This window comes from Bacillus sp. FJAT-27445 (assembly GCF_001510665.1).
GTDB lineage: Bacteria > Bacillota > Bacilli > Bacillales > Cytobacillaceae > Bacillus_D.
The window spans coordinates 1-26,074 of sequence record NZ_LMTI01000012.1 but is presented as its reverse complement, the minus strand read 5'-3'; the positions used below and the strand labels follow the sequence as shown (position 1 = coordinate 26,074).

At 47.3% G+C, this 26,074-nt stretch carries 25 protein-coding genes, 1 tRNA gene, 1 other RNA gene, 1 riboswitch and 1 other annotated feature; of the genes, 5 read left to right on the top strand and 22 right to left on the bottom strand.

The window, feature by feature from the left end; all coding sequences use genetic code 11:
* Positions 1-298 precede the first annotated feature (298 nt).
* From AR337_RS22480 to tadA, 7 genes are all read right to left on the bottom strand, one after another.
* Positions 299-565, bottom strand: coding sequence for a pro-sigmaK processing inhibitor BofA family protein (locus AR337_RS22480; protein ID WP_059174294.1), 267 nt, complete (start codon positions 563-565; stop codon positions 299-301).
* 80 nt (positions 566-645) lie between these two features.
* Complete coding sequence (locus AR337_RS22475; protein WP_059174293.1) at positions 646-864, bottom strand: YaaL family protein; 219 nt, start codon at positions 862-864, stop codon at positions 646-648.
* 20 nt (positions 865-884) lie between these two features.
* Positions 885-1,481 (bottom strand): recombination mediator RecR, encoded by a 597-nt coding sequence (recR, locus tag AR337_RS22470; protein WP_059174292.1) that lies wholly within the window; start codon positions 1,479-1,481, stop codon positions 885-887.
* 11 nt (positions 1,482-1,492) lie between these two features.
* A complete protein-coding gene (locus tag AR337_RS22465) occupies positions 1,493-1,822 on the bottom strand; it encodes a YbaB/EbfC family nucleoid-associated protein (protein WP_156424502.1) in 330 nt (109 codons plus the stop codon).
* A 31-nt stretch (positions 1,823-1,853) separates the two neighbouring features.
* Entirely contained in the window at positions 1,854-3,551 is a 1,698-nt protein-coding gene (gene dnaX, locus AR337_RS22460; protein ID WP_059174290.1) for a DNA polymerase III subunit gamma/tau, read from the bottom strand.
* A gap of 202 nt (positions 3,552-3,753) precedes the next feature.
* Positions 3,754-4,018, bottom strand: an RNA gene (gene ffs / locus AR337_RS22450) — signal recognition particle sRNA large type.
* A gap of 78 nt (positions 4,019-4,096) precedes the next feature.
* Positions 4,097-4,627: a tRNA adenosine(34) deaminase TadA gene (gene tadA, locus AR337_RS22445; protein WP_059174289.1), complete on the bottom strand. Its 531-nt coding sequence runs from the start codon at positions 4,625-4,627 to the stop codon at positions 4,097-4,099.
* A gap of 119 nt (positions 4,628-4,746) precedes the next feature.
* On the opposite strand from tadA, the gene AR337_RS22440 reads away from it, so the two are divergent.
* The 3 genes from AR337_RS22440 to AR337_RS22430 all read left to right on the top strand — a co-directional run bounded on the left by AR337_RS22440 (position 4,747) and on the right by AR337_RS22430 (position 7,678).
* A complete protein-coding gene (locus AR337_RS22440; protein WP_059174288.1) occupies positions 4,747-6,036 on the top strand; it encodes a glycoside hydrolase family 18 protein in 1,290 nt (429 codons plus the stop codon).
* A 285-nt stretch (positions 6,037-6,321) separates the two neighbouring features.
* The gene (locus AR337_RS22435) at positions 6,322-6,969 is read left to right on the top strand and encodes a deoxynucleoside kinase (protein WP_059174287.1); all 648 of its coding nucleotides are present in this window, start codon (positions 6,322-6,324) and stop codon (positions 6,967-6,969) included.
* 13 nt (positions 6,970-6,982) lie between these two features.
* Positions 6,983-7,678 carry a deoxynucleoside kinase gene (locus AR337_RS22430; protein WP_253702102.1) on the top strand — a complete coding sequence of 232 codons (696 nt, stop codon included), beginning with the start codon at positions 6,983-6,985 and terminating at the stop codon, positions 7,676-7,678.
* A gap of 191 nt (positions 7,679-7,869) precedes the next feature.
* On the opposite strand, the gene AR337_RS22425 is transcribed toward AR337_RS22430, so the two are convergent.
* The 4 genes from AR337_RS22425 to guaB all read right to left on the bottom strand — a co-directional run bounded on the left by AR337_RS22425 (position 7,870) and on the right by guaB (position 12,898).
* Positions 7,870-7,962 (bottom strand) — tRNA-Ser (locus AR337_RS22425).
* Positions 7,963-8,057: 95 nt separating this feature from the next.
* The gene (serS, locus tag AR337_RS22420) at positions 8,058-9,338 is read right to left on the bottom strand and encodes a serine--tRNA ligase (protein WP_059174285.1); all 1,281 of its coding nucleotides are present in this window, start codon (positions 9,336-9,338) and stop codon (positions 8,058-8,060) included.
* A gap of 72 nt (positions 9,339-9,410) precedes the next feature.
* Positions 9,411-9,630, bottom strand: a binding site (T-box leader).
* A 159-nt stretch (positions 9,631-9,789) separates the two neighbouring features.
* Complete coding sequence (locus tag AR337_RS22415; RefSeq protein WP_082687126.1) at positions 9,790-11,148, bottom strand: serine hydrolase; 1,359 nt, start codon at positions 11,146-11,148, stop codon at positions 9,790-9,792.
* A gap of 283 nt (positions 11,149-11,431) precedes the next feature.
* The gene (gene guaB / locus AR337_RS22410) at positions 11,432-12,898 is read right to left on the bottom strand and encodes an IMP dehydrogenase (RefSeq protein WP_059174283.1); all 1,467 of its coding nucleotides are present in this window, start codon (positions 12,896-12,898) and stop codon (positions 11,432-11,434) included.
* Positions 12,899-13,058: 160 nt separating this feature from the next.
* On the opposite strand from guaB, the gene AR337_RS22405 reads away from it, so the two are divergent.
* Positions 13,059-14,033, top strand: coding sequence for a YaaC family protein (locus AR337_RS22405; RefSeq protein ID WP_059174282.1), 975 nt, complete (start codon positions 13,059-13,061; stop codon positions 14,031-14,033).
* Here AR337_RS22405 and purD read toward each other — a convergent pair.
* From purD to purE, 11 genes are read right to left on the bottom strand one after another with little or no spacing between them, the layout of a single operon-like run.
* Positions 14,010-15,284: a phosphoribosylamine--glycine ligase gene (gene purD / locus AR337_RS22400; RefSeq protein WP_059174281.1), complete on the bottom strand. Its 1,275-nt coding sequence runs from the start codon at positions 15,282-15,284 to the stop codon at positions 14,010-14,012. The two genes, AR337_RS22405 and purD, sit on opposite strands and share 24 nt — an antisense overlap.
* Before the next feature lie 12 nt (positions 15,285-15,296).
* Positions 15,297-16,835, bottom strand: a complete 1,539-nt coding sequence (gene purH / locus AR337_RS22395; protein WP_059174280.1) for a bifunctional phosphoribosylaminoimidazolecarboxamide formyltransferase/IMP cyclohydrolase — start codon at positions 16,833-16,835, stop codon at positions 15,297-15,299.
* On the bottom strand, positions 16,798-17,415 hold the full coding sequence (gene purN / locus AR337_RS22390; protein ID WP_059174279.1) for a phosphoribosylglycinamide formyltransferase: 618 nt from the start codon (positions 17,413-17,415) through the stop codon (positions 16,798-16,800). The genes purH and purN overlap by 38 nt, the downstream gene beginning before the upstream one ends.
* Positions 17,412-18,437 carry a phosphoribosylformylglycinamidine cyclo-ligase gene (gene purM / locus AR337_RS22385; protein WP_059174278.1) on the bottom strand — a complete coding sequence of 342 codons (1,026 nt, stop codon included), beginning with the start codon at positions 18,435-18,437 and terminating at the stop codon, positions 17,412-17,414. Before purM ends, purN begins: the two co-directional genes overlap by 4 nt.
* A 42-nt stretch (positions 18,438-18,479) precedes the next feature.
* A complete protein-coding gene (gene purF, locus AR337_RS22380) occupies positions 18,480-19,892 on the bottom strand; it encodes an amidophosphoribosyltransferase (protein ID WP_059174277.1) in 1,413 nt (470 codons plus the stop codon).
* Complete coding sequence (gene purL, locus AR337_RS22375) at positions 19,877-22,096, bottom strand: phosphoribosylformylglycinamidine synthase subunit PurL (protein WP_059174276.1); 2,220 nt, start codon at positions 22,094-22,096, stop codon at positions 19,877-19,879. The genes purF and purL overlap by 16 nt, the downstream gene beginning before the upstream one ends.
* Positions 22,080-22,763 (bottom strand): phosphoribosylformylglycinamidine synthase subunit PurQ, encoded by a 684-nt coding sequence (gene purQ / locus AR337_RS22370; RefSeq protein ID WP_059174275.1) that lies wholly within the window; start codon positions 22,761-22,763, stop codon positions 22,080-22,082. Before purQ ends, purL begins: the two co-directional genes overlap by 17 nt.
* Positions 22,760-23,014, bottom strand: a complete 255-nt coding sequence (gene purS, locus AR337_RS22365; RefSeq protein ID WP_059174274.1) for a phosphoribosylformylglycinamidine synthase subunit PurS — start codon at positions 23,012-23,014, stop codon at positions 22,760-22,762. Before purS ends, purQ begins: the two co-directional genes overlap by 4 nt.
* 3 nt (positions 23,015-23,017) lie before the next feature.
* Positions 23,018-23,719 carry a phosphoribosylaminoimidazolesuccinocarboxamide synthase gene (gene purC / locus AR337_RS22360; protein ID WP_059174273.1) on the bottom strand — a complete coding sequence of 234 codons (702 nt, stop codon included), beginning with the start codon at positions 23,717-23,719 and terminating at the stop codon, positions 23,018-23,020.
* A complete protein-coding gene (purK, locus tag AR337_RS22355; RefSeq protein ID WP_059174272.1) occupies positions 23,716-24,909 on the bottom strand; it encodes a 5-(carboxyamino)imidazole ribonucleotide synthase in 1,194 nt (397 codons plus the stop codon). The genes purC and purK overlap by 4 nt, the downstream gene beginning before the upstream one ends.
* Positions 24,875-25,363: a 5-(carboxyamino)imidazole ribonucleotide mutase gene (gene purE, locus AR337_RS22350; protein ID WP_059174271.1), complete on the bottom strand. Its 489-nt coding sequence runs from the start codon at positions 25,361-25,363 to the stop codon at positions 24,875-24,877. The genes purK and purE overlap by 35 nt, the downstream gene beginning before the upstream one ends.
* Positions 25,364-25,510: 147 nt before the next feature.
* Positions 25,511-25,612, bottom strand: a riboswitch (purine riboswitch).
* Between the two features lie 275 nt (positions 25,613-25,887).
* Here purE and AR337_RS23670 point away from each other — a divergent pair.
* The coding region (locus AR337_RS23670; protein ID WP_216637400.1) for a hypothetical protein at positions 25,888-26,074 on the top strand (187 nt) is incomplete at its 3' end.

Genomic DNA, 26,074 nt, shown 5'->3' with positions numbered 1-26,074 from the left:
CCGAAGATCACTATAATATTGTTTGTTGACGCTTGTTTGTTTAGTTTTCAAAGAGCAATTTTTAACCTGTCGTTCAAAAGCGACTTTACTAGAATAACATTTTAAAAAAGCAAAGTCAATAACTTTTTTATCAGTGCCGTTTTGTTCAGCAGCGACTTTTACTATATTACAAGCTTTTCAAAGATAGGTCAACCCTTTTTTTATTTTTTTACAAAGAAAAAATAAATAACTGGCCAACCTCCTTAAAAAGAAAAAAGAAATCCGTTGCAAACAATGGATTTCTTTTAAGATGTTGTAACTATCCAAAGACTAGCATCTCAACAGCTACTAAAGCAGCCATCCCTGGTATGCCAAGAAATCCTGAAACCGCCGTTGTAAACAAATTAATGGGAATGTGGATACCGAACTGATTTCCAGCTGTATTCAGGAAAAACAAAAGAAGTGCTCCAATCACGAGTTTTATCGCTCCTTGCCCAAGCAGCTTCGCAGGCTTCATGGGCGCTCCCGCAACCAGCAGCAGGATAATAAGGCCGCCCAATATTGAAATTACAAAAATCGGTTCCAAACAAAAACTCCCCCTTCCTCGGGAACTTGTACTTTAATCATATGTACAAGTTTCCCAAAAAAGACCGGGAGCTATTCTATTCATCTTGCTATTGAGACTTTTCGATGCTTTGCTTCTTTTAATAGGAAAAAGTATTTAGCTTCGGCAATCCTAGCCTGGCAAATCACTTCTTCCGATGGATCGAATGATTTTTCCAGAAGGCTTTTTTGCCGTTGCCAGTCAACCTTAACCTCCTCGAGCAGGTTCAGGAATTTTTCATTGTATTCCTGGCGCAGCCGGCCTTTTCTCCGAAAGAACATGATTCATTCTCCTCCATCCTTTAGAGTTCACGCCGGCCTTCCAATGCTTTCGAAAGCGTAACCTCATCGGCGTACTCAAGGTCTCCCCCCACAGGGAGGCCGTGGGCAATCCTGGTTGTTTTAATGCCTGAGGGCTTTAACAGCCGTGAAATATACATGGCTGTAGCTTCCCCTTCTATATTCGGGTTGGTCGCAAGGATAACTTCCTGAACACTTTCATCCTGTAGCCGTTTCAGCAAATCAGGGATGTTGATGTCCTCAGGACCAATCCCATCCATTGGGGAAATGGCACCCTGAAGGACATGGTAGAGGCCGTTAAACTCTTTCATCTTTTCCATTGCAATTACGTCCTTAGGATCTTGCACTACACAAATAACGCTTTTATCTCTTCTTTCATCCGAGCAGATATAGCATGGATCCTGGTCAGTAATATGTCCGCATACGGAACAGTAGCTTAAATTCCGTTTCGCGTTGACAAGCGCTTTGGCAAAGTCCAGTACTGTATCCTCTTTCATGCTAAGGACGAAAAAAGCCAGACGAGCGGCTGTTTTCGGGCCAATCCCCGGCAATCTCATAAAGCTGTCGATCAGCTTTGATATCGGTTCAGGATAATGCATATTCTTTCCTCCTAGAACAAGCCGGGAAGGTTCATTCCTTTAGTAAATTGCCCCATAGTGGACTCGGATAATTTTTCGGCTTTATCCATCGCATCATTCAATGCAGCAAGAATGGTGTCCTGAAGCATTTCCACATCTTCCGGATCGACCGCCTCCGGATCGATTTTAATATCGACCACTTTCTTTTGGCCCGTAATAACTATCGTTACCATGCCACCGCCAGCGGTTCCTTCCACAGTCTTTTCACCAAGTTCATTCTGGGCTTCTTCCATTTGTTTTTGCATTTTTTGCATTTGCTTCATCATGTTTTGCATATTGCCCATTCCACCCATACCTGGCATTTTCCGTTTCATCATCATTCATCCTCCATTTTCATTCTATAATCTCGATTAAATCGCCGCCAAACAACTTCCTGGCTTCGTCAAGAAGCGGATCTTCTTCTTCCCTTTTTGTCTCCGGATCGTCCCCGCCATCTGGCTGGTGATTAGCAAGGAAGCTTTCCCTAATCGTTACCCATTGGTCTTCAGGAACACCTACGATGGAAAACGATTTGCCAGTTAGTTCCCTTAAGCCGTCAGAGATTGCCTCTACAAATTTAGGGTTATCCATAGCCATTTGACAGTGGATTTCATGCTTGAATTTAATTACAAAGGATTTAGGCGAAGAAGCAACCGGCTCTGCTTCATTCAATAAGGCCGCATGGGATTTCATGAGCCTGCGAAGCATTTCACCCCAATTGCTTTTTAACAGGTTAAGGTCCGGTTTTGTTGCCTGCTTCAGGATTTCATTTATTTTTCCTGCCGGTGCCTGGAAACCCTTTCTGGATGTTCTTTGGGCCGGTTTTTGCGCAGGGCTTGCCGTTTCATTGGCTGCTGGGGATACCCCATGTTTCTTCAGTTCCTTTATTTCTTCTTCAAGCCTATCAATCCGGCTTAATAAGGTGGAAACTTCAGCGGAATTCCCAAAAGCTGTTGGAACAGGAGGTGTTTCCATCTGACATAGCTTAACGACCGCCACTTCGAGAAAAATTCGCGGATGGGTCGTCCATCGCATTTCCTGCTGGGTTTTGTTCAACATATCGATTAAATCATAAATTTGTCCTGTTGAAAACTTGTCGGCGAGATCCCGAAATCCATCATCGAGCATAACCCGCTCTAATGACTCATCCAAAGTCGGAGCCATTTTAAAAAGAAGCATGTCACGGAAAAATAAAATAAAGTCCTCAATGAAACGGGATGGATCTTTGCCGTGGAAAAGAAGTTCGTTCAATACATCCAGCCCTTGCGCGACATCTTTCCTATGAATTGCATCAGCCATTTTATATAAAAATCCTTGGGACACCGCCCCAGTGACGGTCAGGGCATCCTCTACAGTAACCCGATCCTGGCTGTAGGAGATAGCCTGGTCTAAAAGGCTTAATGCGTCTCTCATCCCGCCCTCGGCTGCCCTTGCTATAATGGGAAGTGCAGCAGGATCATAAACCGCGCCTGTCTCATCGGCAATCAATTTCATCCTGCCGACAATCGCATTTGCCGTTATCCGTTTAAAATCAAATCGCTGGCATCTTGATACAATGGTCAGCGGAATTTTGTGGGGCTCGGTTGTTGCTAATATAAACATGACGTGTCTTGGGGGTTCTTCGAGCGTCTTTAGAAGGGCATTAAATGCCCCGGTTGAAAGCATATGCACTTCATCTATGATATAAACTTTATATTTTACTGAGCTTGGAGCATATTTCACTTTATCGCGGATGTCTCTAATTTCATCTACACCATTATTGGAAGCTGCATCGATTTCAATGACATCCTGAATCGATCCGTCTGTAATACCACGGCACGCACTGCATTCATTGCATGGTTCAGCGATTGGCGCTCTTTCGCAGTTGACCGCTTTGGCCAATATCTTGGCTGCTGTCGTTTTACCGGTCCCGCGCGGCCCTGAAAAAAGGTAGGCATGTGTAGTCTTTTCCTGAACCAGTGCATTCTGCAGTGTCTTGGTGATGTGTTCCTGGCCCACGACATCTATAAATTGCTGCGGGCGCCAGACTCGGTATAATGCTTGATAAGCCACTGGCAGTGCCCCCTTTCAATTCTAATTGCGGCTGCCGGGAAGCTCCGGACTATAATCCCCATCTATCTATTATACCGTATTTTATATGTAAAGTGTAATTCAACACCATAGAAATCCAGGCTTTTCACTGTTTCTTCCCAGTGGCTGAAATAAAAAAACCCATCCCTTTATAAAGGATGGGTTTAGCATATCCATTTAACTGCCGTGCACCTTCCGTCGACTGTCATCCATAAGCGTTACTCAAGCAGTTAGCTCGGCCCAGGCAACCCTGCGGCACATGAGTGTGTCCACTTAATGCTGCTTCCTTCCGGACCTGACATGGTTCATGGATTCCCATTGCGCAGGACCCAGGCGTCAACACCACTTACTTGAGGCAGGCCCTACAGAGTGGCAGCCTCGGGAAGGGATTCAACCCCGCTGGAGCGGATTGCGGGTACAGGGCACCGCTACCTCCCCGTCTAGCACGGCAAAATTGAAACCTAAAGTATGGCGCCTTTATAGCGCCTTTTCAGTATACATAGTTTTGGTGAAAAAATCAATGCCCTTTACCTGTCAATTCCTGTCTCGCCTTCCACTGATGGAAGCCCTGCTAGCCTTTTCGCCGCCTTCTTCTTCTCTCTGAGCGTACGGAAGAAGTCGGATAGCATGCCGCCGCATTCGGCTTCAAGAACGCCGGGGACTACTTGGCATTGATGATTGAAGCGGCTCTCCTCAAGCAAATTCATAAGCGTTCCGGCACAGCCGCCTTTTGGGTCGACGGCCCCGTAAACAACACGTTCTATCCTGGAGAGGACAATGGCACCGGCACACATTGCGCACGGTTCAAGAGTTACGTACAGGGTAGCCCCCTCAAGCCGCCAGCTGCCGGATTTTCTGCAAGCCTCTTCAATGGCAAGCAGCTCTGCATGCGCCACCGCATTTTGTCTGTACTCACGAAGATTATGAGTCCTGGCGACAACTTCTCCATCCATCACAATGATTGCGCCAATCGGAACCTCTCCTAAGGCAGCAGCCTTTTTAGCCTCTTCTATTGCTTCTTTCATAAAACTTTCGTCTCTGCCTGGGATTTGCTCCATCCCAACACTTCCTTTTATTTAAAAAATCTCTGATATTGCATTAGGGATAGTATAACATGAATATTCTTTCTTCCTCATAGAATGGAGATAGCGTTAGTTTTTAGCAGGGAGGGAAGTACATGCAAATCCATGTTGTGGAAGCTGGACAAACATTGACGACTATAGCCCGGACATATGGAACAACGGTAAATGATATTGTTGAAGCCAATGAATTGCCGAACCCAAATGACCTGGTCATCGGTCAAGCAATGGTTATCCCGATTATCGGGAGCTTCTATTTTGTTAGGTCAGGCGATTCTTTATTTTCTATAGCCAGAAAGTTCGGGACAACAGCCGAGGAGCTTGCCCGGATAAACAGGATTCAGCAAAATCAGCCGCTTAGTGTTGGTTTCCGGCTTTATACCCCGCCACAGAGGAAACGGGAGGGAGATTTCAATGCGTATGTGGAGCCGAGAGGAACTACAGTGGCTCCTGCCCTCACAGCGAGCGCCCGTGAGGCGGCACCCTATTTAACGTATCTAGCCCCGTTTAGCTTCCAGGCTAAAAGGGATGGTACGCTGCGTGAACCTTTACTGGACAATTTCCCCCAAATTGCACGGGTCAATAACAATGTGCTGATGATGGTCATCACCAACCAGGAAAATGACCAGTTCAGTGATGAACTTGGGAGGATTTTACTTAATGATTTAGCGATACAGGATCGTTTTCTAAACAATATCGTCGCTACCGCCAGGAGGCTTGGATTTAGGGATATCCACTTCGATTTCGAGTATTTGCGGCCGGCTGACAGAGAAGCTTATACCAGCTTCCTCAGGAAGGCAAGGGATCGCTTCAAGCGTGAAGGCTGGCTTATCTCTACCGCCCTTGCCCCAAAGACAAGTGCTACACAAAAAGGCCGGTGGTATGAAGCCCATGATTACAGGGCACATGGAGAGATTGTCGATTTCGTCGTCATTATGACGTATGAATGGGGGTACAGCGGCGGACCTGCCATGGCGGTCTCCCCAATAGGCCCAGTCCGCCGAGTACTGGAATATGCCCTTACTGAAATGCCAGGCTCAAAAATCATGATGGGGCAGAACCTGTATGGTTATGATTGGACCCTCCCTTTTGTCCAGGGAACCGTAGCCAAGGCGGTCAGCCCCCAGCAGGCAATCCGGATTGCAGCAGAGAACAACGTTCCAATTCAGTATGACACAAAAGCCCAAGCCCCCTTCTTCAGGTACACCAGAGATGGGCGGCAGCATGAGGTCTGGTTTGAAGACGCCCGGTCAATACAAGCCAAGTTCGATTTGATCAAAGAGCTTAATTTACGTGGAATGAGCTATTGGAAGCTTGGCCTTTCCTTCCCGCAAAACTGGCTCTTAATAACTGAAAACTTCAATGTGACAAAGCGGACTACTTCCTGAACTACTCAGGCTGCCTTTTTTTGGCAGCCTTTTATTATTGAGATTTGCTTGCATTATAAACTGGCTTTTCAATATTTTTTTCTACCTAAATCCTGTAAAATCAAGGCTTGGGATGCCCGATCCTTTCTACCCATAAATATTCCATATCCGCATCGGCCTGGATTATGGTAAAATACAATTTGTCTAATTACGACATTATTCTACTTATTTTTTATTTTTTTATTACATAATTGAGGCTTGGCCATATGTAAAATTACTGAAGTGGGCGGAGAAGGAGGGCACGCAATGGGGGAAACTCCCTTTATTACTGTTGAAGGGCCGATTGGTATAGGAAAAACATCTCTCGCAAAAGCAATTGCCGATCATTATCAATTTGCATTGTTAAAAGAAATCGTGGATGAAAATCCTTTCTTAGGCAAGTTTTATGAAAACATTGAAGAGTGGAGCTTCCAAACGGAAATGTTTTTTCTTTGTAACCGTTTTAAGCAGCTTGGCGATATCAATTCCCATTACCTGGCTAAAAATCAGCCCGTTGTTGCAGATTACCATATAATCAAAAATTTGATTTTTGCCCAGAGAACGTTAAACAATGAGGAATACAGAAAGTACTTTAAAATCTACCAAATCCTCACCGAGGATATGCCAAAACCAAACGTTGTCATTTATTTGAATGCTAGCCTTGATACCCTTTTGGCCAGGATCGCCTTGCGGGGACGCGAAGTCGAAAAGAACATTAGCCCTCTTTATCTTGAACAGCTGTCCCGTGATTACGAAGAGGCAATGGATGCTTTTGAACGCCAGCATCCGGAAATCCCAGTTTTGCGTTTCAATGGTGACGAAATGGATTTCGTAAAAAACGCACAGGATTTGGATACCATTCTTTCAAATCTCTCATTATCACTGCAAAAAAGCAGTTGGACTAATACATTATAAGGACGGGGAAACTATTTTGAGTATCGTAATTGGCGGCATGATTGGCCTCGGCAAAACGAGTGTGGCAGATTTATTGGATGGGTATTTCCGTAGCAAGGGTATTGACAGCAAAGTATTTTATGAAACGGTTGATGACAATCCAATTCTCCCGCTTTATTATGAATTGACTCCGGAAGAATTGGATGCAAAAAGGATTCCGTTCCTTCTTCAGCTTTTCTTCTTGAATAAGCGCTTTAAAACAGTAAAGGAATGCATTAGCTGGCACGAGCCTCTTTATACAATCCAGGATAGGTCAATTTACGAGGATTGGTATTTTGCCTATGTAAATAAAAGGCTTGGACGCATTTCCGAGCTTGAATTCAGGATTTACGAAGACTTGGCCGATAATATGATGGAAGAGTTGAAAGAGTTACCGAAAAAAGCACCGGAGCTCATGGTCTACCTGAAAGGCTCCTTTGATACTGTCATTGACCGAATCATGTCCCGCGGCAGAAGCTTTGAAATCAATCCCGAACTGAAGGAATACTATTTCGAGGTGTGGAAGGGCTACGATGAATGGGTCTTTAACCACTACAAGGCAAGCGAAGTACTGGTCATTGATATGGACGTAACTGATGTCGTCAACCGTCCTGAAGATGCAGCAAGGATTTGCAGGGAAGTGGAAAACAAATTAAACGAAATCCTTTTTACTAAAACGCATACCGGCTGATAGCTGGTATGCGTTTTTAATAGCTTTGTTTAATTTAGCTGTTGATTTCCACTCTGGGCACGCGCTTTCCGCGTAGGGGTTAGGCGTCATTATGTATAAGGACAATATAAAAAACCCGCCGCAGGCGTTTCGCGTTGCGGCGGGTTTTGTCTCCAGATTTTATGCGCGTTGATATTCATATATCGAATAAATGGAGGAGGAAGAGGGATTCGAACCCCCGCGCGGTTTAACCCGCCTGTCGGTTTTCAAGACCGATCCCTTCAGCCAGACTTGGGTATTCCTCCGTTCGACAAATGTTATCTTACTATAGAGAGAACCCACATGTCAACTAGAACCTTTTTTAAAAAAAGGGACGGGATATGTGTCCCGCCCACACATTTTATTCAGGCTTTATTTCGGTTCGTCCACCCATATATGGCCTCAGGGCTTCAGGGATAATAACTGTTCCATCCTCCTGCTGATAGTTCTCAAGGATAGCGGCGACCGTACGCCCTATTGCCAGGCCAGACCCATTAAGGGTATGGACGTGCTCCGGCTTCGCACCCGGTTCACGGCGGAAGCGGATATTCGCCCGGCGTGCCTGGAAGGACTCAAAGTTACTGCAAGAAGAAATTTCACGGTACGTATTGTAGCTTGGGATCCATACTTCAATATCGTACTTTTTGGCAGCGGTGAAGCCAAGGTCGCCGGTACACATGCTTAAAACACGATATGGAAGGCCGAGGAGCTGGAGTACCTTTTCCGCGTCTGTAGTAAGCTTTTCAAGCTCATCATAAGAATCCTCAGGCTTTACGAATTTCACCAATTCCACCTTGTTAAACTGGTGCTGGCGAATCAGACCGCGTGTATCCCTCCCGGCAGATCCTGCTTCAGAACGGAAGCATGCGCTGTACGCCGCATAGCGGACTGGCAGCTGATCCCCGCTCAAAATTTCATCGCGATGAAAATTTGTCACTGGCACTTCGGCAGTCGGAATCAGGAAGTAGTCCTCACTTTCAATCAAAAAGGCATCTTCTTCAAACTTTGGAAGCTGGCCGGTACCTGTCATACTCGTTCGATTTACCAGATAAGGCGGCAGGATTTCGCTGTAGCCGTGCTCATCCACATGAAGATCAAGCATAAAATTCATCAGTGCTCGTTCAAGCCTGGCACCCAATCCTTTGTAAAAAACAAATCGGCTGCCGGTAACCTTTGTGGCACGCTCGAAATCAACGATTTTAAGGTTGTCGGCGATGTCCCAGTGCGGTTTTGGCTCAAAGCCGAAATCGCGGACTTCCCCCCACTTTTTGATTTCTACATTCTCGTCTTCCGTTTCCCCGACTGGAACGCTCTCATGCGGCAGGTTCGGGATGCTCATTAATAGTATATCGAGTTCTGCTTCCACTTCACGCAGTTCCTCGTCAAGCTCTTTAATACGATCGCCAACCTCGCGCATCTCGGCAATTAGCTGGTCCGCATCTTTTTTCTCGCGCTTTAATGCGGCTACCTGTTGGGAAACCTCATTCCGCTTTCCCTTCAGCTGTTCAGCCTCGACAATTAAATCGCGCCTTTTCCTGTCCAGGCTCTCGAATTTGCCCAGATCAGTCAAGTCTTCTCCACGGTGCTGCAGCCTTTTTTTCACACCTTCAAAATCCGCACGCAATACTTTAATATCCAGCATGCATTATCACTCCTTTATTATTTTTAACCTGAGGCCGGGCCGTTTTTTGAACGCAAAAAACTCCCGTCCCCAAACAGGGACGGGAGTTAACCCGCGTTGCCACCCTGGTTGGCCGCACAAGGCAGCCCACCTCAATTTCATAACGGTTTGACCCGAAAGCACTTACTTGCCGAAAACGGCGTTCCGTGCTTTGCTCAAGGACGGATTCACAGGCGCCACACACCGGTTCGCACCAGCCACCGGCTCTCTAAAGAGTGGGATTCCCATTACTTTTTCCTCTCAACGCTTTTCCAATATGGTAAATTTGTACTTTTTAATGTACTACAATTATTGCCTTATTGCAAATAAATTATCCCAAATTATGCTCTATTTGTTTATTGCCTAAGCTGCCATGTTACTGAAGTAGGCTGCCAGTCTGTGTTCAACTGCCGGCTTTATAGGAACGTTCGGATTAAAATAATCCTTTAATTCCGGTAACGATGCTTCCCCAAAGGTCTGCGAAGAATCCGCCAATTCCGCCCATCATTAGAACAAACCAATTCGCCTTTTCCACATTCTCCGTTGCAATTACAGGTGTACTGACGCTGCTCTGCCCTTTATCTGTAAGGAAGGTGGATTTATCTCCATTTTTCGCTTGGAGGGTTACAAAGCCCACAACTTCGCCTTTTTTAATAGGGGCTGTCAATTCACCTTTATTATTCAATTTCTTTTTATCAAGGACGAGGACAGGCTTATAGCTGTCCTTTTCACCATTCTTAATCACCATTGATACCGGATTCTTAGTCCGGATGTTTACCTTGTCTTCCTTCCCCTTTATGACATCAAGGGATTTCTTGCCCTTGACCGCATAATCAGCTGGAAGGATTTCAGTTTTTGTATAGTTTGTAAAAGCATAATCGAACATCTTCCTCGTTTCATCAAAGCGGGCTTTATAATCGCCTTTGCCGGAAGAGTTTTTCGCATCCATTACAACCGTTATAAATCGTTTGCCATCCCGCATTGCAGTCCCTGTAAAACAGTAACCAGCAAAATCGGTTGTACCTGTTTTTAGCCCGTCGACGCCAGGATACTTGAACACAAGCTGAGGAAGCATCCAGTTCCAGTTTTCCATCTTGATGACATCATCGGTACCTGGCCTGAATTCCTTCCTTGGAATGCTGGTCGTTTCGAGTACTTCCGGATAGTCTTTCAGCAGATGGAAAGCGAGCTTCGCGGTTGCTTTTGCAGACATGACGTTTTCATCCTCGGCTCCTGTTCCTTCAGGATGCATCCCTTTGTAATCGCGGTTGTTCAATCCTGAGGAATTCACAAACTTATAATCTTTTAAACCGAGCTTTTCGGCTTTATCATTCATCATTTTCACAAAATTGCCTTCCGAACCGCCAATGACCTCGGCAAGGGCAATAGTCGCAGCGTTCGCGGAATAGATGGTCATTGCTTCATACAATTCCTGGACATTGTAAGTTCCATCCGCCCTGAGCGGCACGTTGGACAAACTGCGGTCATGCGACAATTTATGGACTGGTTCGCTAACCGAATATTGCTGGTCCCATTTCACCTTTCCTTCTTTAATGGCCTCTAACAGAAGGTATTCGGTCATCATTTTCGTCATGCTGGCAATGCCAAGGACATTGTCGGCATTCTGTTCAAATAAAACTTTCCCTGATTCCGCATCGACAAGAATGGCGGCGGCGGCATTGATCTTCAAATTGGTCTCGCCGGCTGCCTTTGCAGGTGCAGTAAACAGCCCTGCTGAAACGGCCACTGCTAAAACGATGGCTATGTACTTTTGATAAATCTTTTTCTTCACTGTTACGCCCTCCAACGATATTCTCCCACTCTTTACGGACGGCATGGCCCTTGCGGAAGTTTCACTTTATACACGTTTACTATCTTAACATACAAGCAGAGTGTTGGATAGACAGAGGTATGGCCTATCTTCCTGCCAAGATTTTCAAGCTAATGGTGAGATTCGATACATACACATGGCCAATTTTCACTCAAATCTGTTCCCTACATGCTTTTGTTAGGGATGTGTTTTAAAAAGGAAAAGGCAGGATCCTTGTCCCGCCTTCATTTTAATAGCCTTATTATTAGGAATAATTCGGTGCTTCCTTTGTGATTTGGACATCATGTGGATGGCTTTCACGTAGGCCCGCACCTGTCATTCGGATGAATTGGGCATTTTCACGCAGTTCCTGCAGGTTTGGAGTGCCACAGTAGCCCATACCGGCCCTTAAGCCCCCGGCAAGCTGGAAAATCGTATCGGCAAGCGGCCCTTTGTAAGGAAGGCGGCCTTCGATTCCCTCCGGAACAAACTTTTTGCTGTCCTCCTGGAAGTAACGATCTTTTGAACCTTTTTCCATTGCCCCTTCCGATCCCATGCCACGGTATACCTTGAAGCGGCGGCCCTGGAAGATTTCCGTGTCGCCCGGGCTTTCGGAAACACCTGCAAGCAGGCTTCCGAGCATTACCGCATGGCCCCCGGCTGCAAGTGCTTTGACGATATCTCCAGAGTACTTGATGCCGCCATCGGCAATAATCGACTTTCCGTGCTTGCGCGCTTCGGTTGCGCAATCATAGATTGCTGTAATCTGCGGTACGCCTACCCCGGCAACTATCCTCGTCGTGCATATCGAGCCTGGCCCGATTCCAACCTTTACAACATCGGCGCCAGCCTCAAATAAATCCCGTGTTCCTTCCGCAGTCGCAACGTTGCCCGCAATAATCGACAGGCTCGGGTATTCATTGCGAATCTGGCGGACTGTATCCAAGACGCCCTTGGAATGGCCATGAGCCGTATCTATAACAATGACGTCTACATTCGCTTTCACAAGCGCTTCAACGCGTTTCATCGTGTCTCCCGTAACTCCGACCGCAGCGCCGGCGAGCAGCCTTCCCTGCTTGTCCTTTGCCGACATTGGGAATTCGATGACTTTTTCGATATCCTTTATCGTGATTAACCCATTTAGGATGCCCTTTTCATCAACAAGCGGGAGCTTCTCAATTTTATGCTTTTGAAGGATCTTTTCCGCTTCCTTTAAGGTTGTTCCAACAGGAGCAGTTACAAGATTCTCTTTTGTCATAACATCGGAAATCTTTTTGGAAAAATCACTTTCCTGGATAAAGCGAAGGTCCCTGTTTGTGATGATGCCGACAAGCTTTTGATCTTCCTCGTTGTTTACAATCGGCACCCCGGAAATACGGTATTTTCCCATCAGATGTTCAGCATCGTATACCTGATGCTCAGGCGTCAGGAAAAACGGGTCGTCAATGACTCCAGACTCCGAGCGCTTAACCTTATCCACCTGCTCTGCCTGCTGCTCAATCGTCATGTTCTTATGGATAATACCTAAGCCGCCTTGCCTGGCCATCGCGATTGCCATCTCTGCCTCAGTTACCGTATCCATGCCGGCACTGATAATCGGCAAGTTCAGCTTTATGTTTTCGCACAGTTCTGTTTGGAGGCTGACCTCTTTCGGCAACACTTCAGACTTGGCTGGAACGAGCAAAACATCATCAAATGTCAAACCTTCTTTTGCAAATTTGTTTTCCCACATCTTTTTGTCCTCCAAACCGAAAATATTATTAGTAGCGTAACAATTGGGCAATATACTGTCAAGGCAGCATGAAGAAGTCAGATTATTCAATCGCCTGGCAAAAACTGCACCTGTTTCCTTTTTAAAATTCATCCATTTAATAAGAAAGGGGATGTCCCTTATGTGGAATGGTTACCAGGGCTGGGAGAGCTTCACTTTCTTTTTTTCGGCTGAATATGCCCAATCCTATTTGCAAAAACGCTACGAAAAGATTGGCTGTAACGCCGCAGACCACAGAAGCTATGAAAATTGTTATCCCTTCCTATACTATCTTGAGCACGGGGGAATTTATTATACCCAAGCAGCCCTGGCTCCCATCGTTCTTCAGCCAATCCTTCTTTTCTATGGGCTAGTCCATCTTGTCAAGGCATGTATCTTGACTGAAGACCCCTTCTATCCTGAAACGACTGCTGTCTTGGCTCACGGAGTTTCCGCACGCAAGCGAAAAAAACAACAGTACCAATTTTTTCACGATGAAGTGAAGTTCCAGAAAAACGGCCTTTTTCCCCATTTATCCGACAAATTGTTTCACATGAAACAGGTTGAAGGCGATAAAGTGACCATGGAAGCATTATTAAGGATGATACCCGAGTTGGACAGCCTTTTTTGGCAGCTTGAAGGACAAGCGAACTTCCTCCCGCTTATCGAAAAGGAAGGGAGTTGGTTTGTTTCCGGGAGGGCCCTCGATTCCTACCATATGACTGAAACGAGGTTCAGGGATTTTTTTTTCGCACAGTCCGGCATTGCGCTTGGAGAAATAAAGGATGGTATAGCCAAATTGGAGGAAGCGCCGTGCCCATTTATTCAAAACAGGCTCTCATTCCTTAAAATCGACCATTATCAAAGACGTTTTGCCATGCCGTTAAAGAAAAACCACCGGTCCCAATTTCCGGAACTGATGGCCCACTATTTGCTGCTGTACAACCTGAGTATGATTGCGCGATATGAAACGGAATGGTGGGGGGAAGCAGTAAAAATGATGCCAAACCGCGATTATCCCTTTATCCAATCCTTTTTAAACATCACCCAGGAAAAAAGCCCGTTCCTAATCTATTCCCATTTAACCGCAGGCTTAAAGGGGCTGGGCGGCCTTTAATGCCCTCGCCCCAATATCGGTACGATAATAAATCCCGCTCGATTCAATCTTCTTAAGTTCACGGTAGACCTGTCCCCTTGCCGCTTCGATCGTTTCTGCCTTTGCACAGGCAAGAAGGACTCTGCCACCATCCACATAAAAACGGCCAAGCTTATCTTTTTTTGTGCCTGCATGGAAAATGTCCGTATTCGGACCAATCGTCTCAAACCCTTCGACAAGTGCGCCTCTTTCAGGATCTTCCGGATATCCTTTTGCGGCGGCAACGACGCCTACCGAAAATAAACTGTCCCACTCCAATACAGGCTCTTTCCCGTCAAGAACATGAAGGATGGCTGCCGCCAAATCGGATTTAAGTCTCGGAAGGACAACCTGGGTTTCGGGGTCTCCAAACCTCGCATTGAATTCGATCACCTTTGGCCCCTCGTTTGTTAAAATAAGTCCGGCATACAAAACTCCGCAGAAGCTTCTACCTTCTTCAACCAGTGCTCTGGCCGCAGGCTTTAAGACGGTCTCCACCGCAGTGGCGACCGCGCTATCAGGTATATGCGGTACCGGCGAATATGCACCCATCCCGCCTGTATTCGGCCCGAGGTCCCCGTCAAATGCCCGCTTATGGTCCTGGGCAATGTCAAGCGGCACCACGGTTTCACCATTTACAAAAGCCATTAAAGAAAATTCCTCTCCCTCCAGGAATTCTTCTATTACAATAGAAGAGGATGCATCACCGAACTTCCTCCCCACGAGCATTTCCTCAACGGAACATACCGCCTCATCCTCCGTAAGGGCAACCGTAACGCCTTTTCCAGCCGCGAGGCCGTCAGCTTTGATGACAATCGGAGCGCCCATTTTAAGGATATATTCTTTTGCCTTTTCAAAAGAAGTGAAAACTTCATAGCAAGCGGTCGGTATCTTATACTTTTCCATAAACTCCTTAGCGTATGCCTTGCTCCCTTCGATGAGGGCGGCCTTGCTTCCAGGTCCGAACACCTTTAGGCCCGCTTCCCTGAACCTGTCGGCCAGGCCTGCCAAAAGCGGCAGCTCAGGCCCGATAACCGTCAGGCCAATACTATTTTCCAACGCAAAGGAAATCAGGTTTTCATAATCGGTTTCTTCAAAAGGCACAAGGGTTGCGACATCTTCCATCCCTGGATTTCCCGGTGCCGCAAATACATTTTCCACTAAAGAACTTTCTTTCAGTTTTCGGCAAATCGCATGCTCGCGGCCGCCCCTGCCAATCACCAATACATCCATCGTTTTGCCTCCCTAGTGTTTGAAATGACGTACACCCGTAAATACCATGGCAATTCCGTATTCATCTGCCTTTTTAATCGAATCCTCATCACGAATCGATCCTCCCGGCTGGATAATCGCAGTTATCCCTGCCCGTGCCGCCGCTTCCACTGTATCATCCATTGGGAAAAAGGCGTCTGAGGCCAGCGCAGCGCCGGCGGCTTGTTCTCCTGCTTGCCCAAGAGCAATCTTTGCGGCCCCGATCCGGTTCATTTGGCCCGCGCCAATTCCCACGGTGCGTTCCTTGTTCGCAATAACAATTGCATTTGATTTAACATGTTTAACGACCTTCCAGCCGAGCTTCAATGCCATCCATTCATCCTCAGTCGGCCGCCGCACCGTCGGAACCACAATGCCTGCATTGTCTAGGGTATATATGTCCTGGTCCTGAACAAGCAGACCGCCTTCAACGGAAACAAGGTTTCTTTCCGGCTTTATTACGCCTCTTTCCGAAACGGTTAGAAGGCGGAGATTTTTTTTCTTTTGCAAAATCGCAAGGGCTTCTTCCGTATACGACGGAGCAATGACGATTTCGAGGAAAATCTCATAAAGCTTCTCTGCTACTTTACTGTCCACTTCACGATTGAAGGCGACAATTCCGCCAAAAATAGACACCGGATCCGCTTCGTAAGCCTTTAAAAAGGCGGCAAGTGCAGTTTCCCCAGTTCCAGCCCCGCATGGATTCATGTGTTTGACAGCCACAGCGGCTGGCTCAGAAAATTCCCGAACGAGCTGAAGAGCCGCATTCGCGTCATTAATATTGTTATAGGATAGTTCTTTCCCATGGAGCTGCTCCGCACTGGCAATGGAACCGCCGCCACTCAGCGGGCTTTTGTAAAAGGCCGCCTGCTGGTGCGGATTTTCACCGTAACGGAGCCTATCTTTCAGTTCATATGTCACGGTCAGGCTTTCAGGGGAATCCTCACCGGCAAGCTCCGTTAAATACGAAGCAATTAACGCATCATAGGCAGCCGTATGGCGGAATACTTTAGCGGCAAGCCTCCTCCTTGTCCCTGCGTCCACCTCACCAGTTTCATTCAGTTGGCTCAATACCTCTTCATAATCCTTTGGATCGGTTACAACCGTTACGTCCTGATGGTTTTTCGCCGCTGCCCTTAGCATCGACGGGCCGCCGATATCGATATTTTCGATTGCTTCCTCCACTGTGGTGCCTGGCCTTGAGATTGTCTCACGAAAAGGATACAAATTTACGCAGACAACCCTGATAGGCTCAATGCCGTATTCCGCAAGCTGCAGAGTATGGGACGGATTGTCTAACTTCGCCAATAGGCCGCCATGAATTTTTGGATTCAGAGTTTTAACCCGCCCCTCAAGAATTTCCGGAAATCCTGTTATGTCACTGACGCCTGTGACCGGGATGCCCGCCTCCTCGAGGGTGCGCTTCGTACCGCCCGTTGAAATGATTTCATAGCCGAGCCCTGCCAACTTTAGTGCAAATTCGGCCACGCCTTCCTTATTCGATACAGAGATGAGTGCCCGTTTTTGTGCCATATTCTCTTTCCCCCTGAGTAAGTAGTAACGTTTGGAGCACAGCTGGATATAGCCTGTGCTCCACTTCCTGTATTTTTGCCTGCAGGCTTTCAGAAGTCTCACTTGTGTTAATTGGCACTTCCAATTGGGCGATAACCGGGCCGGTGTCCATACCTTCATCGACAAAATGGACCGTCACCCCTGTCATGGCTGCACCTGCGGCAAGCGCCTGGCCAATGGCATCCCTTCCCGGGTAGTTTGGAAGAAGTGAGGGATGGATATTGATAATCCTGCCTCCATAGGCAGATAAAAGGACTGGCCCAATGAGCCTCATATAGCCGGCAAGGATTATCCAATCAACACTTGCATCCGCCAATTCCCTGGCAATAAGTTCCTCGAATTCTTCCTTCCCTGCAAACTCCTTTGGATTGAAGACAAAGGTTTCAATTCCGGCTGCATTTGCCCGCTCAACCGCAAATGCACCTGGCCTGTCACAGACGAGCATGCAGATGTTTGCTTCTAGCATGCCACTCGCGGCTGCATCAAGGATTGCCTGAAAATTGCTGCCATTTCCGGATGCAAATACAGCGATATTTTTCATGAAATCCGAATCCCTTCCTCGCCTGTTACATAGCCAATTACTTTAGCCTGTTCGCCGCAGGCTTCAAAATGCGTTAGCAGTCCGGGAGCGAAGGCTTCATCAATGGCAATCACCATGCCGATTCCCATATTGAAGACATGGTACATTTCCTCGCGGTCGAGGTCTCCAAGCTGTTCGAGCAGGGAAAATACCGGCGGTAGCTCCCAGCTTCCTTCGGCAATGGCCGCGCCTAGCCCATCCGGAAGCATCCTCGGGATATTTTCATGGAAACCGCCGCCCGTAATATGGGACATCCCTTTAATCGGGAATTCCTTTAGCGATGATAGAACTGGTTTTACATAAATTTTCGTCGGCTTCAGCAGTTCATCGCCAAGTGTGCAGCCAAACTCCTCTACATATTGATCAACAACAAGGCCAGCTTTTTCAAAAAACACCTTCCTTGCCAATGAGAAGCCATTGCTGTGGAGCCCGCTTGACGCCAAGCCTATGAGTACATCCCCCGCACGAATCCCGCTTCCATCAATGACAGCCGCCTTTTCGCAAGCACCAACCGCAAAACCGGCAAGGTCATATTCATCTGGTTCATACATGCCTGGCATCTCGGCTGTTTCCCCACCAATCAATGCGCACCCAGCCAGTTCACATCCGTCGGCCACCCCTTTTACAATCGCTTCTATCCGGTCGGGGTCCGCTTTCCCGCAGCCGATGTAGTCAAGAAAGTAAAGCGGCTCCGCTCCCTGGACAACGATATCATTGACGCACATTGCCACCGCATCGATTCCGATTGTGTCATGTCGGCCAGTCTTAAAGGCGAGCATCAGTTTTGTCCCAACCCCGTCCGTACCTGATATCAAGACTGGCTCTTTCAGGTTTAGGGTGGATAGATCAAACATTGCACCAAAACCGCCCAGGCCTCCCATCACTCCCGGCCGGGCTGTTTTCTTGACGTGGCGCTTCATTTTTTCCACCGCTTCGTATCCAGCTTCTATATTGACGCCAGCTTCCTTGTACGCTTTTGACATGTCGGTCTCCCTTCCCTATGCTTCGTCCGGCTGCCCGGAGATTTATTTTTGATAGTAGTATTGGAGTGTATCAGGATACAGTTCAGTAGGGTATTCCCCCGTAAAGCAAGCAAGGCATTGCCCGCAATTTTTCGCTTCATTGGAACGTCCAATTGCCTCCAGCATCCCTTCCGTACTTAGGAATGTAAGCGAATCGGCACCAATCAGCTTTCTAATTTCCTCAGGTGAACGGGTATGGGCAACCAGTTCTTCCTTTGTCGATGTATCGATTCCGTAAAAGCAAGGGTGCTTTATTGGCGGGGAGCTGATAACGACATGAACTTCACGCGCGCCCGCTTCCTTCAGCATCGTAACAATTCGCTTGCTTGTCGTACCCCGTACAATTGAATCGTCGACCATGATGACCCGTTTGCCTTCCACAACGCCCCTGACAGGGGAAAGCTTCATTTTTACTCCTTGCTCTCTCAAGGATTGGGATGGCTGGATAAAGGTACGGCCAACGTAACGATTTTTGACCACCCCCAATTCATAGGGGATGCCCGATGCCTCCGCATAGCCTATAGCTGTGGAAACGCCTGAATCAGGGACCGCAGTCACAACGTCTGCCTCAATCATTGCTTCAAGGGCAAGCCGTTTTCCGAGGTTCTTCCGTGCCGAATGGACATTAATTCCTTGGAGATTGCTGTCGGGCCTGGAAAAATAAATGTATTCCATCGTACAAATCGCTTCATCTCTGCTCTCGGCGAAGAATTCAGAATACAGTCCGTCCTCATTAATAATCAATAGTTCCCCTGGCAGGATGTCGCGGATGAATTCTGCGCCAATTGCATCAAATGCGCATGTCTCCGAGGCGGCCACATAGGCATCACCAAGCTTTCCAAGCGATAACGGCCTTAATCCCTGCGGATCCAGGGCAACCATCAATTCATTTTCCGTTAAAATAACATAGGCGAATGCGCCTTCTATCTGCTTAAGCGCGTTTTTAACGCGGTCTTTTAATAACCAAGAGCTGTGCCTTCTTATCAGGTGGGCAAGCACTTCCGTATCCGAACTCGTTTGGAATATGCTTCCCTGCTGCTCAAGGATAGATTTAATCAGGTTCGCGTTGACAAGATTGCCGTTATGGGCAAGCGCCATGCTGCCCGTTTGTGAGTGGAAGAGAAGGGGCTGGACATTTTCATATCCGCCCCCGCCTGCCGTCGCATACCGGACATGGCCGATTGCGGCTGTCCCCTTCAATCCTGACAGAACCTGTTCACTGAATATCTCAGAAACTAGCCCTTCCCCTTTATGCCCTGAAAGTTCATGGCCATTCGAGGTAATGATTCCTGTACCTTCCTGTCCTCTGTGCTGAAGGCTATGAAGCCCGTAATACGTAATCCTTGAGGCATCTTCATGCCCCCAGACAGCGAAAATCCCGCATTCCTCGTTCAGTCCCCTTAATTCAGCAAGCATGGAATGGCTCCTCTCCAGGCAGTTTCCAAATGCTTCAAATCCTCCTTGATGACTGTTTCCCCGTCGATTGTGATATGCAAAACAGATTCCCCTGTAACCGTTCCAATCAGTGTTGCCCCTGTTAATGATTCAAATTGCGGTTGGTTCTCTTTTTTCACTGTTAAAAGAAACCGAGACTGTGATTCGCTGAACAAAGCGGAAACCGGGTTACCAGTTAACTCTACTGAGGCCCCAAGATTCTTTGAATCTATTAAGCATTCTGAGAGAGCAACCGCAAGGCCGCCTTCAGACAGATCATGCGCGGATTGGACGAGTCCTGCCCTAATGGCATCAAGGACCGCCTTCTGGTGTTTTACCTCTGTTTCTAGGTCAAGTTCTGGGCATTTTCCAAAAATATCGCCGTGAATGAGTTTCTGCAGTTCGGAACCTCCGAACTCATCCTTCGTTTCACCAAGCAAATAAATCAAGTTCCCTTCTTCCTTGAATGCCTGGGTCGTAACATGGCTGATATCCGAAATCAATCCGACCATGCCGATGACCGGAGTCGGGTAAATCGCCTTGCCGTTCGTTTCGTTATATAGGGATACATTCCCGCCGATGACCGGTGCATTTAGAGCGAGGCACGCAGCGCTGATCCCGTCCGCTGCTTTTTCCATCTGCCAGAAGATTTCCGGCTTCTCCGGGCTGCCGAAGTTCAGGTTGTCGGTAATCGCGAGCGGCTCAGCACCCGAACAAACAACATTCCTCGCCGCTTCTGAAACAGCAATCCTCCCGCCTGTCTCCGGGTCAAGATAGAGATAGCGCGAATTGCAGTCGGTCGTCATTGCGAGCGCCTTCCTGGTGCCACGCACCCTTACGACCGCGGCATCCGATCCGGGAGCAACGACAGTACTCGTGCGCACCATGTAATCGTACTGGTTATAGACCCATTCCTTTGAGGCGATTGTCGGCTGCTTTAAAAGGCTGACAAGCGTACCGGCAAAATCCTTCACCTCAGGAACAGTATTCTCCATCCCCTGGAACTCCCGGAAATAGTCAGGCTCGGCGGAAGGCTTATGGTATACAGGCGCATCAAGTGCCAGTGCGTCAACCGGGACATTTGCCGCAATTTCGCCTTTATGCATCAGCCGAAGAGTTTTTTCTTCCGTTACAACACCAATTGCGACTGCTTCCAATTCATATTTAGAAAAAAGATCAATGATTTCTTGTTCGCGGCCTTTTTTTACAACGATGAGCATGCGTTCCTGGGATTCGGACAGCATCATTTCGTAAGCTGTCATCCCTGTCTCCCGCTGCGGTACTAGGTCGAGATTCATCTCTATCCCGAAACCGGCCTTACTAGCCATTTCCGCGCTTGAACTCGTTAGACCGGCCGCCCCCATATCCTGTATACCGACGAGAGCATCGGATTTCACAAGCTCAAGGCACGCCTCAAGCAAGAGCTTTTCCATGAACGGGTCGCCAACCTGGACCGCAGGGCGGTTCTCTTCGGAATCATCCGTCAGTTCCTCGGAAGCAAAAGTGGCTCCATGAATGCCGTCACGGCCCGTTTTTGCGCCAACATACATGACTGTGTTGCCAACACCGCTGGCCAGACCCTTTTTCATATCCTTGTGGTCAATCAGCCCTACACACATCGCGTTAACAATCGGATTGCCGTCATAGGAAGCATCAAACTGAATTTCACCGCCAACGGTAGGAATGCCGATGCAGTTTCCGTATCCGGCAATCCCTGCGACCACCTCCTTGAAAAGGTAGCGGACGCGAGGTGAGGAGTCGAGTTCCCCGAAACGAAGAGAATTCAATAGTGCAATCGGGCGAGCGCCCATTGAAAAAATATCACGTATGATGCCGCCAACCCCAGTCGCCGCACCCTGGTACGGTTCGATTGCCGATGGATGGTTATGGCTCTCAATTTTAAAGACAACCGCCTGTCCATCGCCGATATCAACTACTCCGGCACCTTCACCTGGACCCTGAAGGACGCGTTCCCCCTTCGTCGGGAACTTTTTTAAAATTGGCTTGGAATTCTTATAAGAGCAATGCTCCGACCACATAACGGAAAACAGCCCTGTTTCGGTGTAGTTCGGAAGGCGGCCGAGAATCTCTTCAATACTAGTGAATTCCTCATCGGAAACGCCCATTTGGCTATATAGTCTATCGGTCTTGATTTGTTCGGGAGATGGCTCAAGCTTTAACAACATGTGATTCCCTCCATTGCTTGACGATTGATTGAAACAGTGTCAGCCCATCGGCACTACCGAGCAGGCGGTCGACAGCCCGCTCGGGATGCGGCATCATGCCCAGGACATTCCCCTGCTCATTTACGATTCCGGCAATATTTTCAAGACTTCCATTGATATTTTCAGCGTAAGTAAACACGATTTGGTTGTTTTCCTTCAGCCTCTCAAGCGTTTTTGCATCGCAATAATAATTCCCTTCCCCATGGGCAACCGGAATGGACAGGACCTGGCCGTTTTCGTAAGTTGAAGTAAACATCGTTTCGCTGTTTTCTACACGGATTTTTGCAGGTGAGCAAATGAATTTCAGGCTGTCATTCCTTCTGAGCGCCCCCGGCAGGAGTCCAGCTTCTAGGAGGATTTGAAATCCGTTGCAGACGCCGAGGATTGGCTTTCCGGCTTCGGCTGCCTTTATGATTTGAGCCATAATCACGCTAAAACGAGCTATTGCCCCGCAGCGCAGGTAATCCCCATATGAAAACCCACCTGGCAGCAGGATTGCATCATAGTCTTCTAGATTTGTTTCCGTATGCCATACATACTCCGCCTCAGCGCCAAGCTCATCCTTAATCGCATGGTACATATCCGAGTCGCAATTCGATCCAGGAAAAACAATCACCGCAAATTTCATCGGATCACAGCCTCCTCGAACTCATAGCGGTAGTCCTCAATGACCGGGTTGGATAGCAGCTTCTCACATGCCTCCCGGACAACAGTTTCGACATCCCTGCCGGCAGGCTGGATGAACAGCTCCATGTACTTGCCGATCCTTACATCTGCTACTTCTTCATATCCAAGTGAATGCAAGGCATTCGAAACGGCTTTTCCTTGAGGATCCAGAACGCTTTCCTTCAACGTAACAAACACTTTTACTTTGACCATGATTTAGCCTCCCAATCGGACCAGAATTTTTTCGTACGCTTCGGTAATGCTGCCAAGATTCCGTCTAAACACATCTTTATCCAGCTTTTCATTTGTCTCTATGTCCCAGAACCGGCATGTATCCGGTGAAATCTCATCTGCTAGCAGGATTTTGCCTGTTGCATCCTTCCCAAACTCAAGCTTGAAATCAACAAGCCTGATTCCCAGCCCTTCAAAAAACGAGCTTAAGAACAAATTAACTCCAATTGCTTTTTGTTTTAAAACTTCAATCTCATCTTTCGTTGCCGCCTGGAGCTCAAGGATATGATCCTCGATAATAAGCGGATCCCCGAGGTTATCGTCCTTAAAGTAAAACTCGACAATCGGCTTTTGCAGCGGACGTCCTTCCTCAATGCCAAGGCGCTTCGCCATGCTGCCAGCCGCAATATTACGGACAACAACTTCAAGGGGAATAATGCTGACCCTTCTGACAAGCTGCTCGGTCGCTGAAACCTTTTCAATAAAGTGTGAATCTATGCCATGTTCATGAAGATTTTTAAAAAGAAGCGAACTGATTTCATTATTCAGCTGTCCCTTACCTGTAATTTCCGCTTTCTTTTCCCCATTAAAGGCAGTAGCAGAATCTTTGTACTCGACTAGCACTATCTGCTTGTCGTCTGTGCTGTAAATCCTTTTTGCCTTTCCTTCATACAAGAGCTCTTTCATTGAATGATTTCCTCCTGTTTTCCGATTTCGGCAGCTTGTCTCCCTGGCCAAATCCCGGATTTTTCTATTTCAAACAGTGCCTTTTCAGAAGTCTTTCTAAGCAGAGTTGCATGGCCCATTTTCCGTCCGGTCTTTGCCTCGCTTTTACCATATAGATGAATGTTCCAATCTTTTAGCTCCAATAAGTTTCCGAGAAGCTTTTTCTGATGTTCCCCTAGCACATTAACCATTACCGCAGATTTTAAAAGTGCCGTCCGGCCAAGCGGCAGATTGCAAACTGCCCGGATATGCTGGGCAAACTGGGAGGTTTCACAAGCCTCAATCGTAAAATGCCCTGAATTATGCGGCCTTGGCGCAATTTCATTGATGTAAATTGAACCGTCCTCCATCAGGAACATCTCTACTGCAAGTGTACCGACCATACCTAAGGCATCCGCCAGCTGGACTGCCATCTCCCTTGCTTTTTCTGCTTCATCGTTACTGATTCTTGCCGGGACAATCGTCTGATGGAGAATATTATCATTATGGATATTTTCAGCGACCGGGAACACAGCTGTTTCCCCGTGTGTACTCCTTGCCGTTATTACCGATATCTCTTTTTTAAAAGGGACCCATCTTTCAACGACACAAGCTCCTTGCTTGAGCAATTCAGCGGCTGCGTTAATTTCTTTTACATCTCTTACTACATATTGGCCTTTTCCGTCATATCCGCCTCTTGCTGTTTTTACTACACATGGAAAGCCTAGCTCCTTTATTGCATTGGAAAGTTCAATGGTTGTACTTGTCGGCTTGTAGGGAGCCACCGGTAAACCTGCATTTGTAATTGCACTTTTCTCTTCGATCCTGTCCTTCGCGATACTAAGCAGTTTAGTTCCCTGTGGTACCCAGGTGAGCCTAGATGCAATCTCAAGTGCTTCCTCATCTATATTTTCAAATTCATATGTAACCACGTCACTAATACCAGCAAGCTGCTCCATTGCCTCGGTGCTGCTGTATGGGGCAACAACCTTTTGGTCAGCTACCTGCCCGCATGGTGAATCCGGATTGGGATCAAGTACTGCAACTCTGTAACCCATCGCCTTTGCAGATAAAGCCATCATCCTGCCGAGCTGCCCACCGCCGATAATTCCGATTGTCTGCCCCGGTAGTATCACCCTAGACAAGCTTGCCGCTGCTTTCGATGGCTGCATCCTCCGCAGCCTTCCTAAAGTTTTGAATCCTTTCGGCCAGCTGGCTATCATTTACTGCGAGGATTTGGGCAGCAAGTATCCCCGCATTTTTCGCACCACTTTCACCTATAGCGACGGTGGCAACCGGAACACCTGCCGGCATTTGAACGATCGACAGCAATGAATCTAGCCCATTTAGTGACCTGGATTGTACAGGCACCCCAATAACGGGTACTATCGTCTTAGCAGCAACCATGCCTGGCAAGTGGGCAGCTCCCCCAGCACCAGCAATAATGACTTCCAAGCCCCGGCCTTTAGCCTCTTCAGCAAAATGGATCATTAAATCAGGAGTCCGATGGGCAGACACAACCATTTTTTCATAAGAAACTTCAAGATTTTCCAACATGGCGCAAGCATGCTTCATCGTCTCCCAATCTGAAATGCTCCCCATTATTACAGCAACCTTCACATCCATCCAAATCCACACCCTTCTGAGCAAAAATAAAAGCCCCGGCCAGAAAGCTCCTCTTCTTACAAGAGAAAGCAGTCTAACCAGGGCTTAGGAAAGTCCTGATGCAGTTGCAAAATAGAAGTATGGAAAAATAAATACACCATACCCCTTACAAGCGCTACTTTCCCTCATAGTCCAGCGATTTACGGTCACTGGGTAGAAACTTATGGGCCCTATTCCCATGATTATACGAGGGTATTGCTATTTCATTTGTCGCTTTCATCATAACAGCTATGGAAATGCCCGTCAATAACGAACAATATATATCACAATTTATTTATTGTTCGTTTTTAATATTTTTTTACTTTTTTAAGGCTAGACACCTTCCACTTGATGCTTTTTCCGCTAGATAGAGCAAGCTTTCTCATTGGTTAGCCAATATGCCTCTACTCGAAGTTCATTTGCTTTGCATTTCTTTATGTTATAAAGTCAATTTGAGTTGGAGAATTAAGTATGGAATTGGGTAAAAGGAGGATTAAAATTACTGATTGCGTGAAAAAATCGCGCTAATGTGGATGAACCATTGCCGCTATTTACATGTAGACTCGGAGGGGTTTAATGAAGTAGAAATACAAAAAAGGCAACCCCTATATAAGGTTGCCTTTCGCATCGCCCGGCAGCGTCCTACTCTCACAGGGGCAAGGCCCCAACTACCATCGGCGCTGAGAAGCTTAA

Bases quoted from the DNA above. Each gene is read 5' to 3' on its own strand.
- purS (WP_059174274.1), bottom strand. From the start codon at position 23,014: ATGGTCAAAGTAAAAGTGTTTGTTACGTTGAAGGAAAGCGTTCTGGAT.
- serS (WP_059174285.1), bottom strand. From the start codon at position 9,338: ATGCTGGATATTAAAGTATTGCGTGCGGATTTTGAAGGTGTGAAAAAA.
- purK (WP_059174272.1), bottom strand. From the start codon at position 24,909: ATGCAGCCATCGAAAGCAGCGGCAAGCTTGTCTAGGGTGATACTACCG.
- recR (WP_059174292.1), bottom strand. From the start codon at position 1,481: ATGCATTATCCTGAACCGATATCAAAGCTGATCGACAGCTTTATGAGA.
- AR337_RS22435 (WP_059174287.1), top strand. From the start codon at position 6,322: ATGGGGGAAACTCCCTTTATTACTGTTGAAGGGCCGATTGGTATAGGA.
- AR337_RS22465 (WP_156424502.1), bottom strand. From the start codon at position 1,822: ATGCCAGGTATGGGTGGAATGGGCAATATGCAAAACATGATGAAGCAA.
- purN (WP_059174279.1), bottom strand. From the start codon at position 17,415: ATGAAAAATATCGCTGTATTTGCATCCGGAAATGGCAGCAATTTTCAG.
- purE (WP_059174271.1), bottom strand. From the start codon at position 25,363: ATGGATGTGAAGGTTGCTGTAATAATGGGGAGCATTTCAGATTGGGAG.
- purM (WP_059174278.1), bottom strand. From the start codon at position 18,437: ATGTCAAAAGCGTACAAGGAAGCTGGCGTCAATATAGAAGCTGGATAC.
- AR337_RS22475 (WP_059174293.1), bottom strand. From the start codon at position 864: ATGTTCTTTCGGAGAAAAGGCCGGCTGCGCCAGGAATACAATGAAAAA.
- AR337_RS22440 (WP_059174288.1), top strand. From the start codon at position 4,747: ATGCAAATCCATGTTGTGGAAGCTGGACAAACATTGACGACTATAGCC.
- purQ (WP_059174275.1), bottom strand. From the start codon at position 22,763: ATGAAATTTGCGGTGATTGTTTTTCCTGGATCGAATTGCGACTCGGAT.
- purH (WP_059174280.1), bottom strand. From the start codon at position 16,835: ATGGCACAAAAACGGGCACTCATCTCTGTATCGAATAAGGAAGGCGTG.
- guaB (WP_059174283.1), bottom strand. From the start codon at position 12,898: ATGTGGGAAAACAAATTTGCAAAAGAAGGTTTGACATTTGATGATGTT.
- purF (WP_059174277.1), bottom strand. From the start codon at position 19,892: ATGCTTGCTGAATTAAGGGGACTGAACGAGGAATGCGGGATTTTCGCT.
- purC (WP_059174273.1), bottom strand. From the start codon at position 23,719: ATGAAAGAGCTCTTGTATGAAGGAAAGGCAAAAAGGATTTACAGCACA.
- purL (WP_059174276.1), bottom strand. From the start codon at position 22,096: ATGTTGTTAAAGCTTGAGCCATCTCCCGAACAAATCAAGACCGATAGA.
- purD (WP_059174281.1), bottom strand. From the start codon at position 15,284: ATGGATGTATTGGTGATTGGCAGGGGCGGCCGCGAGCATGCGATTTGC.
- tadA (WP_059174289.1), bottom strand. From the start codon at position 4,627: ATGGAGCAAATCCCAGGCAGAGACGAAAGTTTTATGAAAGAAGCAATA.
- AR337_RS22405 (WP_059174282.1), top strand. From the start codon at position 13,059: ATGTGGAATGGTTACCAGGGCTGGGAGAGCTTCACTTTCTTTTTTTCG.